This is a genomic window from Vibrio sp. PSi01, from assembly GCF_054960695.1.
Genome location: NZ_JBHNYN010000003.1, coordinates 420,531 through 430,304, shown reverse-complemented (window position 1 = coordinate 430,304; position 9,774 = coordinate 420,531). Strand labels below are relative to the sequence as shown.

Here is a 9,774-nt window from a genome sequence, read left to right as displayed (position 1 = left end):
ATCGAGCTGGCTTTTTCGTTTTATCAGCTACCGTAATTAGAACGTAAAACTGAGTCCGACATTGGCTTGGAATTGGTTCATCCAATCAGTATCAAAGCGGATAATACACTCTTGACCCGTACTAGGGATGTTACACACACCAGATGTGTCGTTATCGACAACCGTACCTAGCCAACGCACCTGGGTGTTCAGCGCTAAGCGGTCGCTAAACTTGTATTCCAAGCCGCCAAAGATTGAGGTTGAGAATCCATACTTGTCCTTCGCCCAATCCACATCAACGTATGATGCCCCGAGACCTAGCCCTAGGTAGCCAGATAACATAGGCGATGCAGGGTAGTAGATACTGCTTTGAAAGTGCAAGTATTGGATTGAGGAGCTAAGATCCAGCGATTCTAACTCAGAGCTTTGGTTGGAATAGAAAAAACCGATACGTCCTTTTTCTAATGGGGTTTCTATTGCGAAGGTGAAGTTTTCTGAGCCTTCCATGTCAAAGGTTTTACCATCCTGGTCTTCGACACTGCCACCACCGGTATAACCTACCATGGGAGTAATGATGATCTCTGGAGACGCATATACGCCCGACACGGAGAAAAACGCAATTAATGCCATCATATTTACGTTGTTATTCATGAGTATATCCTTATCCATACACTTACTAATTGTGATGGTTACATCAATATTGTGCGACTAATTTCGACGATTCTTGAAGATACTTCACACACCTGATAGTACTTAAATAGTGACTCAACAAATTAATAATAAGCCAGAGGTGTCTATGGACCATAATCTGAAAAATGCCCTACAAATAACGGTGTTAATTTACACAATCATTCTTTCATTTGGTTTTATTGCGATTGGTAGTTAATACCATTTATCGTGAGGCTGGGTTTTCATACTCAGGGTATTAATGAATAGTGGGCTCATAACCAATATTGATACAGCAATAGACTTGGATTATTACGCTAAGTTTATTGCTGGAAAAACAGCACTGGTCGCTCAAGGTGGCGGACAGAGAAGTATTTTTACTTCTGGAGTGCTGGATGCCTTTCTTCTTTCTAATTTTGACCCCTTTGATGAATTTTTTGGTACTTCCGCAGGTGCTTTAAATTTATGTGCCTATCTGTGCCGTGATAAAGGCCTAGGCCGTTCTTTTGTTCTCGATCTCACCACAGCACCAGAATTCTTTAATCTGTTTTCTTACATAAGACATCGTAAGAACTTAGGGTTAGAGTGGGCGTTGGAGCAGATCATGGCTTACCCATATAAGCTCGATCTTGATTTGGGGCGACAAACCCTGGGCGCTCGACAACTCTTTGCTGCGGTAACCGACTCGAAAGACCTTCAAGACCATTACTTCCCTTTGCTGGGTGAAGATTGGTATAAAGTGATGATTGCAACGTGCGCCATCCCTCGTTTATACAATGATGAAATACTGATTGGTAATGGAACATACGTAGACGGTGGTGTTTCGGCTGCTATTCCTGTGCAAGAAGCTTGGCGCCGTCAGGCTCGATCTATTGTTGTCATTAGAACCGAACCTACCTTTGAGTCGAGTGTTGACTTACCCATTCAGGATCACAATAAGCCAATTTTAGCGAAGAGCAACAGAGCCTCTGTAGAAGAACTTGAGTGGTTTCGTGGTTCGTTGAATAATGTTCAAGGTCATTGGCAACAAAAAGTAGACCAATGGAAAACCGATTGGAGCTCGTTCTTTCAACAACAAATTTTGAGTTCAAAAGAGCAAAAGCGCGACAGGGTACATTTGGATCTTTTAAATGGCGGTCGATGGTTGTTTGGTGCTGATGATATCTATCGTTTAAGCCATTTGATTGGTGATAAGTTTGATTCAGGCTTAGCTGATATGTTGATGGTTCATTATCAAACTTACTCGCTAACTCAAAACTTTCTTAACTCACCACCCGATGATGCGTTTGTGGTCCAGATAGCACCTAGTCAGCCGCTTAAATCGAGTTCATTAATGAGTGACAAAGAAGATTTGCTACATGACTACGAATTGGGTTTAGAGGCGGGTTACCGATTTGTCGAAACTTATACGTCAACAGAGAACGCTCGTAGTTCACACATGTCACAGCTTGCCACCAGCGTTGTTGATAAATAATGCTCGCAGGTAATAAGTAGTTAGACCGACAATATTTTGAAGTGAAAAAGGGTAATTGAACTTGGTTCGATAACCCTTTTTTGTTTTCTCAATTTTATGCCTAAACCTAGGATTCTAGACTCTAGTGATTAGACTTATGTGACCGGTAGGATTCTCATACAGTTGGTTGACCCCGCCACATCCATAATATCGCCTTGGGTGACGATCACGAGGTCGCCAAATTTAAGGTATCCTTCTTCTTTCAGGCAATCTAATGTTGATAGTGCAATATCAAAGCTGTCTTTGGCCTCTGTTTCAAAGTAAATAGGCGTCACGCCTCGGTATAAAGTACAACGATTAAGCGTTCCTTCGTTACGAGACAGGGCATAGATAGGCATGTCGGCACTCAGGCGAGACATCATCAGTGCAGTTCGCCCTGACTCGGTGAGAGTGACTACGCCTTTAATGCCTTCCATATGGTTTGCTGAGTAGATGGTCGCCATCGAAACGGTTTCTTCGGCGGTAACAAAGGTGCGGTCAATACGGTAATTAGATTGGTTATTAATGCCCGCCATTTTCTCTGCGCCAATACAGACTTCTGCCATTGATTTCACGGTTTCTACTGGGTAATCGCCCGCCGCTGTTTCCCCCGAAAGCATGACAGCATCGGTGCCATCAAGTACGGCATTGGCTACATCCATCACCTCTGCGCGGGTTGGCATTGGCGCGGAGATCATCGACTCCATCATTTGCGTTGCGGTGATTACGGTTCTGTTAAGCGCTCTAGCACGACGTATAAGCTGTTTTTGTACTCCTACCAACTCAGGGTCACCAATTTCCACTCCGAGGTCACCACGGGCCACCATGACCACATCTGAGGCTAATATGATGTCATCCATGTTCTCAACTGTTGCTACTGTTTCTGCTCGCTCTACTTTTGCGACAAGGTGAGCTTCTAAGCCAGCTTCCCGTGCAAGCTGGCGAGCGTAATGCATGTCTTCACCGTTGCGAGGAAAAGAAACGGCCAAATAGTCGACTTTGATTTGAGCTGCAGTGACGATATCGCGCTTGTCTTTTTCTGTCAGCGCTTCTGCGGAAAGCCCCCCCCCTTTTTTGTTAATGCCTTTGTTATTGGAAAGAGGACCACCGATGATGACTTCTGTGTGAACGCGACAGCCTTCCACCTTGGTGACTTTTAATTGAACACGACCATCGTCGAGTAACAGAATGTCGTTAGCGGATACATCGTTAGGGAGCTCTTTGTAATCAAGACCGACGGCTTGTTGATCGCCTTCACCTAAACCTAGGCTGCTGTCGAGCGTAAACTGGTCACCGACGGTAAGTTGTATTTTGTTATCTTTGAATGTCGACACACGAATCTTGGGACCTTGTAAGTCACCGAGAATAGCGATTTGAGTGCCGAGTCTTTTTGCTATCGCTCTGACGTTTTCTGCGCGTTGTATATGGTCTTCGCTAGTGCCGTGCGAGAAATTCATACGGACGACATTGGCACCTGCTTTGATGATTTCTTCAAGCACGTTACCTTTATCAGTAGAGGGGCCTAGCGTTGTGACGATTTTCGTTTTTCTTAATTCGGCTGTCATGAATACTCCTAGAGTGAGACCAAGTAATCTTTCAAAAGACTGAATTAAGTATATGCATTAATTGATAATTTATTGGGAGCTAGGGAGATATTTCTTTATTTGTCTCCAATTATTGAATTCAGAGCAAAAATGCGATGTTTCATTCTGAAAATTAAGTCTCAATTTATCGATATGGGTGTTAATTTTTCTCAAACTATTTGACTAGATACACAAAGATTCATGTATATACGTGATACTGGTCACGGCGATATACCAAGTGACTTCACAATTACTTCGCAAAGTAAAAAAATTAACCTGTTGATGATTTCTGGAGCGTAAAATGTACATGGCTCAACCGGGCCATATTGATCATATCAAACAGGTCAATGCTGGTCGTGTATATAAACTAATTGACCTTAGAGGTCCTATTTCTCGTATCGATCTGTCCAAGCAAAGTGAGTTGGCTCCGGCGAGTATTACTAAAATTACCCGTGAACTCATTGAAGCTCACCTCATTCACGAAACCACGGTTCAAGAAGCCACGACTCGTGGGCGTCCTGCTGTCGGTTTGCAAACCAATAACGAGGGTTGGCAATTTTTGTCAATGCGTCTTGGTCGTGGATATTTGACCATCGCACTTCATGAGTTGGGTGGCGACGTGCTTATCGATACTAAAATTGATATTCATGAACGTGATCAAGATGATGTACTTGCACGTCTTCTGCATGAGATTGATGAGTTTTTCCAAACTTATGCTGAACAACTCGACAGGGTGACGAGTATTGCAATCACATTGCCGGGTTTGGTCAATTCTGAGCAAGGTATTGTGTTGCAAATGCCGCACTACAACGTTAAAAATTTAGCGTTGGGTCCTGAGATCTACAAAGAAACGGGGCTACCTGTCTTTATCGCCAATGATACCCGAGCTTGGGCATTAGCAGAGAAGCTGTTTGGTCACTCACAAGATAACGATAATTCTGTTCTTATCTCAATTCACCACGGTGTAGGTGCCGGGATCATTCTCGACGGCCGAGTGCTGCAAGGTCGACATGGTAATATTGGTGAACTTGGGCATATCCAGATCGATAAGCAGGGCAAACTTTGTCACTGCGGTAACCGAGGCTGCTTAGAAACGGTCGCGAGTTCCCAGGCGATCCGTGATCAAGTAAAAGAACGATTGGCGAATGGTGAAGTATCGACACTGACAGTGTTTGAAGATGTAACTATTGAACAGATTTGTGCTGCCGCTGCCGATGGAGATCCTCTTGCAGTAGAAGTGATCGAACAGTTAGGTCGTTACTTAGGTGCTGCGATAGCGATTGTGATTAATCTTTTCAATCCAGAGAAAGTCTTGGTTGGTGGCGTTATCAATCAGGCAAAGAGCGTGTTGTATCCTGCGATCCAAAAGTGTATCGAAGAGCAGAGCTTGTCGGTTTACCATCAAGACTTAGAGTTAGTGGAGTCTCGATTCTATAAGCAGGCGACCATGCCAGGTGCCGCGCTTATCAAGCAGGCCTTATATGATGGTCAATTATTAATGAAAGTGATTGAAGGCTAACTTCTTTTTACCCGTCTTTTAGCTTTACCTGAAACCTTTCCATGTACTTAAGCTTTGTATAACATTATTTGTTGTACTTAGTTTAAGCATTCTGTGCATTGGCGCTTTGCTTTAACCTATTGAAGTAGGCTATTGTAGCCACAGTTATTATTTGTCCCTAAGGTGTTGTATGTCTGGCGTTTTAAATTCGGTTGATCAGAGAACCAAGCTAGTTGGTGAAAACCGTCTGGAACTCTTATTATTCAGCTTAAATAGTCGTCAATTATTCGCGATTAACGTATTTAAAGTAAAAGAAGTCTTAAAAGTACCAGTACTCACTCGCTTACCGGGCTCTCACCATCACATTACAGGGGTTGCCTCTTTGCGTGGCGAATCTGTTCCTGTTATTGATTTGCGCAGTGCGATTGGCTTTCCTCCATCACGTGCTGAGTCTCAAGAAAGTAACTTGATCATTACGGAATACAACCGAACGGTACAAGGTTTCTTGGTTGGGCAAGTCCGTAATATTGTGAATACGACCTGGACTGAAATTCAGCCACCACCGAAGACGGCGGGTCGTGCAAATTACCTTACAGCTATCACACATATTCAAGAAGAAGATCAGCATAAAATTGTTGAGATAATCGATGTTGAGAAAGTGTTGGCCGAGATCATTGATTACGACGTTTCTATCTCTGAAGGTGTTTTAGACGAGCAGCTAGCCAATGAAATGGTTGGGCGTAACGTGCTTATCGTTGATGATTCTTCAACCGCTCGTAATCAGATTAAAGGTACCTTGTCACAACTGGGTTTGAACATTATCGAGTGCTGTGATGGCTTAGAAGCGCTAACCTTACTTAAAGGATGGTGTGATGAAGGTAAAGACATTAATCAAGAAATCCTGCTGATGATCACTGATGCCGAAATGCCGGAAATGGATGGCTATAAGCTGACTCATGAAGTACGTACTGACCCTAGAATGCATGATCTATTTATCACACTAAATACCTCATTAAGCGGAAGTTTTAATGAAGCTATGGTTGAAAAAGTAGGGTGTAACCGCTTCATTTCTAAATTTCAACCTGACCTCTTAGTTGAAGTGACTCAAGAGAGAATGCGTCAGTTATTATAATTAAACCTGCTGTACGGTTATTTTTAATGATCTTATAGAAAACGTTTGCTAATATTCATGCAGTATATTTTTCTTAACGAAATATGCTCAACTACTAGCGTAACTTTTCACACACAATCTAAGGTAGTTCCTCTTAATGATATGGTTGACTTCTAAAGTTGTAATGACTTTGAGTTTATTACTATATAGGGAATTTAAGAAAAGACGTACGGAAGCTGACGTTGAGTGATAGCTCAACAATTTTTATTGAAGGGAGGCTGAAGGCTCCCTTTTCTGTTTTTTACGTCTCTTTCGTTGGTCTTTGATGGCATGGCTATTTTTACCGTTGCTGATAATTCACAACTAATGAAAATCTCGTGATTTGGTGTTCAAGCCAGTAATTTCATCGGTAATATCGATGAGCTTTCCCGCAATCACATGCACGACTTCGCCTTCCTTCTCTAAGACCCCTTGCACCTTTAAAGCCTTCGCTGTCAGATAAGCTTGTTGCTGTGCGCGTGCGGTGGCTCCCCATACCACAACGTTAATATTGCCCGTGTTATCTTCTAATGTGACAAAGGTGACACCGGCTGCGGTGCCGGGTGACTGCTTACCAGTGACTAAACCAACAACCGTGACCATGGATTTATGTCTTTGTTGTTTTAAGTCTTTCATATGTGTGAAGCGGCCCAATCGATTCGTTTCTTCTAGTAAGGTGATAGGGTGCTTATTTAGCGAAATCCCGACACTACTGAAATCCTCTAATAAATTTTGCATTTCACTGGGTTGATGAAGTGAGTGTTTTATGTCGTCGTGAACTTGACTAAATAACGGTAAGTCAGATGCTGAATCCATCATTGCCCAGCGTGTCTGAAAACGGTCACCAGAAACATTGTGTAACGCATTAGCTGACGCGAGTAACTCTATGTCCCTCTTATTCATCGACAACTGTTTCACTTGGCTCGGATGGCGATAACCGGAATGTGGGCGATTGGCGAGCACGCTTTGGATTCCATGCTCGCTGAACCCTTTGATTTGTCGTAGCCCTAAGCGAATCGCTAAACCATTCTGATGTTCAACGACTATGTGGTTGTCTTGTGAGGTGTTCACACATACTGGAAGAATCGCCACATTGTGTCGTTGTGCGTCTTGTACCAACTGTGAAGGGCTATAAAAGCCCATGGGTTGGCTATTGAGCAAAGACGCGTAGAAACATTCTGGGTAGTAACATTTCAACCAAGCTGAGCAATAGGTTAAAACGGCAAATGAGGCGGAATGGCTTTCTGGAAAGCCGTATTCACCAAAACCACATATTTGTTTAAATATCTGCTCAGCAAACTCTGTCTCATAACCGCGATTTTGCATGCCCTCGATGAGCTTGTTTTTGAACTTAAAGACGTTACCATTTTTCTTCCAAGCCGCCATGGCGCGTCTGAGTTGATCCGCTTCTCCACCTGTAAACCCTGCTGCCACCATCGCGAGCTTAATCACTTGTTCTTGGAATATCGGCACACCTAAGGTGCGCGACAGTACCGATTTAACATCCTTAGATGGATAGCTGATTGGCTCAATACCATCTCGACGCTTTAAGAATGGGTGAACCATATCGCCTTGAATAGGCCCAGGGCGTACGATAGCGATTTGAATCACCAAGTCATAATAAGTCCTTGGTTTGAGCCTTGGCAGCATGCTCATTTGCGCGCGTGACTCAATTTGGAATATACCGACCGTGTCTGCTCGTTGAATCATGCCATAAACCTGAGGATCGTCCTTGAGGCGAGTGATCTCTGCGATGGTGAGTGATCGCCCGTGAATGCGTTTGATCAGGTCGAAGCACTTACGAATCGCAGAAAGCATACCAAGCGCGAGTACATCGACTTTAAGCAGCCCTAAGGTTTCAAGATCATCTTTATCCCATTGAATGATGGTTCGATCGTGCATAGCTGCATTCTCGACGGGAACCAATTCGTACAAAGGTCCAGAAGAGATCACAAAGCCACCAACGTGCTGAGATAAGTGACGTGGAAAGCCGATGATCTCATTAACTAAATGGATAAATTGCTGACCTTTCAAAGAGTCCGGTTGCAGCCCCAATTGAGTTAATTGAGCCTGCCAACCTAAGCTTTTGTCTCTGCGGTTGGTGTTCTTTATGAAGTAATCCAGCTGAGTTTCTTGTAGCCCTAAAGCTTTGCCGACATCTCTTACTGCACTTTTGAAGCGATATGAAATGACAGTTGCGGCAAGTGCTGCGCGTTCTCTACCGTATTTTTTGTAGATGTATTGGATGACTTCTTCACGGCGCTCATGCTCAAAATCGACATCAATATCCGGCGGCTCATCACGTTCTTTACTGATGAAGCGTTCAAATAATACTGAGATCTGTCTTGGGTCGACAGAGGTGATTTCTAAGCAGTAACAGACCACGGAATTGGCCGCTGAACCTCGACCTTGGTAAAGAATCCCTTGGCTTTTGGCAAACATGACGATGTCGTGGATCGTGAGAAAAAAGAAAGGGTAGTCAAGCTCGTCAATCAGCCCCAGTTCTTTCTCTATGATTTGTTGAATGTCGTTAGGCACGCCTTGCGGGAAGCGAGCTCGTTTTCCTTTTTCGACTAACATGCGTAGATAACTCATGGGTGTCTCACCTTGAGGAATCAGCTCGCTTGGGTATTCGTAGCGCAAGCTGTCTAACTCAAACTCGCACAGCTCTGAGATTCGGTTGCTCTCTTCTAGCCACTCAACTTTGAATATATGAGAGAGCTTATTAATACTTCGTAAACAGCGCTCGGCATTAGCGAGTAAGTGACTGCCCACTTCGGTAATAGGTTTTTGGTATTTTATCGCAGTGAGTGAGTGCTGTAAGGGTAAGCGGTTAGCATTGTGCATCAGCACGCCACCACAAGCGGTTATCGGCAGTTGATGATGGTGTGACATCTCGACGCAATAGTCGATGTACTGCTGATCGGTTTGCTTTAGGTGTCGTTGTAAGCCGATCCAAAGCCGGCCTGAATGATGCTGAGAAAGCCATTGCCCCCAATGCGCGTCTTCATTTTTTTGTTGAGGAAGCCAAAGAATAAAGCAGTGCTTAGCCGACATGATATCCCACTCAGAGAGCTGATAATGTCCCTTACTGCTACGACGTCTCGCGTTGGTAATAATACGGCACAGCTCGGCATAGGCTTGTCTGTTTGGGCATATCAAGATCACTTGGCACTCTTCATTTAACCAAAACATGCTCCCGACAATTTGTTTGAGCGACAGTTTATGTTGCTTGATTGCTGAGTGAACCTTAACGATGCCCGCCAGCGAGCACTCATCAGTAACTGCGAGCGCTTTGTAACGTAAGAAGTCGGCCTGTAAAACAAGCTCCTCTGCGTGTGAAGCTCCTTCAAGAAAGGAGTAATTACTTTGGCAAAATAGCTCTGAGTATTGCTGAGACATAACG

7 protein-coding genes are annotated in these 9,774 nt (G+C 43.8%); 4 read left to right on the top strand and 3 right to left on the bottom strand.

The annotated features are described in order from the left end of the window. Window positions 1-36: 36 nt before the first annotated feature. Window positions 37-630 carry a hypothetical protein gene (locus ACFI6G_RS07205; protein WP_016791518.1) on the bottom strand — a complete coding sequence of 198 codons (594 nt, stop codon included), beginning with the start codon at window positions 628-630 and terminating at the stop codon, window positions 37-39. 145 nt (window positions 631-775) lie between these two features. On the opposite strand from ACFI6G_RS07205, the gene cydH reads away from it, so the two are divergent. Together cydH and ACFI6G_RS07195 are read left to right on the top strand one after the other, a co-directional pair. Further along, window positions 776-865, top strand: coding sequence for a cytochrome bd-I oxidase subunit CydH (cydH, locus tag ACFI6G_RS07200; protein ID WP_099049783.1), 90 nt, complete (start codon window positions 776-778; stop codon window positions 863-865). A gap of 42 nt (window positions 866-907) precedes the next feature. After that, on the top strand, window positions 908-2,119 hold the full coding sequence (locus ACFI6G_RS07195; protein WP_016792977.1) for a patatin-like phospholipase family protein: 1,212 nt from the start codon (window positions 908-910) through the stop codon (window positions 2,117-2,119). A 134-nt stretch (window positions 2,120-2,253) separates the two neighbouring features. Here ACFI6G_RS07195 and pyk read toward each other — a convergent pair whose 3' ends face one another. Continuing rightward, window positions 2,254-3,702, bottom strand: coding sequence for a pyruvate kinase (pyk, locus tag ACFI6G_RS07190; protein ID WP_010437321.1), 1,449 nt, complete (start codon window positions 3,700-3,702; stop codon window positions 2,254-2,256). A 319-nt stretch (window positions 3,703-4,021) separates the two neighbouring features. Between pyk and mlc the strand changes: the two genes are divergently transcribed. Continuing rightward, on the top strand, window positions 4,022-5,239 hold the full coding sequence (gene mlc, locus ACFI6G_RS07185) for a sugar metabolism global transcriptional regulator Mlc (RefSeq protein WP_016795140.1): 1,218 nt from the start codon (window positions 4,022-4,024) through the stop codon (window positions 5,237-5,239). Window positions 5,240-5,408: 169 nt separating this feature from the next. After that, on the top strand, window positions 5,409-6,350 hold the full coding sequence (locus ACFI6G_RS07180) for a chemotaxis protein CheV (protein ID WP_010437325.1): 942 nt from the start codon (window positions 5,409-5,411) through the stop codon (window positions 6,348-6,350). 342 nt (window positions 6,351-6,692) lie between these two features. On the opposite strand, the gene ACFI6G_RS07175 is transcribed toward ACFI6G_RS07180, so the two are convergent. After that, entirely contained in the window at window positions 6,693-9,770 is a 3,078-nt protein-coding gene (locus ACFI6G_RS07175; RefSeq protein ID WP_462710201.1) for an error-prone DNA polymerase, read from the bottom strand. Between the last annotated feature and the right edge of the window lie 4 nt (window positions 9,771-9,774).

What these genes read in the sequence shown, in the direction of transcription:
- ACFI6G_RS07195 (WP_016792977.1), top strand. Translation starts at nt 908, where the DNA reads ATGAATAGTGGGCTCATAACCAATATTGATACAGCAATAGACTTGGAT.
- ACFI6G_RS07175 (WP_462710201.1), bottom strand. Translation starts at nt 9,770, where the DNA reads ATGTCTCAGCAATACTCAGAGCTATTTTGCCAAAGTAATTACTCCTTT.
- mlc (WP_016795140.1), top strand. Translation starts at nt 4,022, where the DNA reads ATGTACATGGCTCAACCGGGCCATATTGATCATATCAAACAGGTCAAT.
- ACFI6G_RS07180 (WP_010437325.1), top strand. Translation starts at nt 5,409, where the DNA reads ATGTCTGGCGTTTTAAATTCGGTTGATCAGAGAACCAAGCTAGTTGGT.
- cydH (WP_099049783.1), top strand. Translation starts at nt 776, where the DNA reads ATGGACCATAATCTGAAAAATGCCCTACAAATAACGGTGTTAATTTAC.
- ACFI6G_RS07205 (WP_016791518.1), bottom strand. Translation starts at nt 630, where the DNA reads ATGAATAACAACGTAAATATGATGGCATTAATTGCGTTTTTCTCCGTG.
- pyk (WP_010437321.1), bottom strand. Translation starts at nt 3,702, where the DNA reads ATGACAGCCGAATTAAGAAAAACGAAAATCGTCACAACGCTAGGCCCC.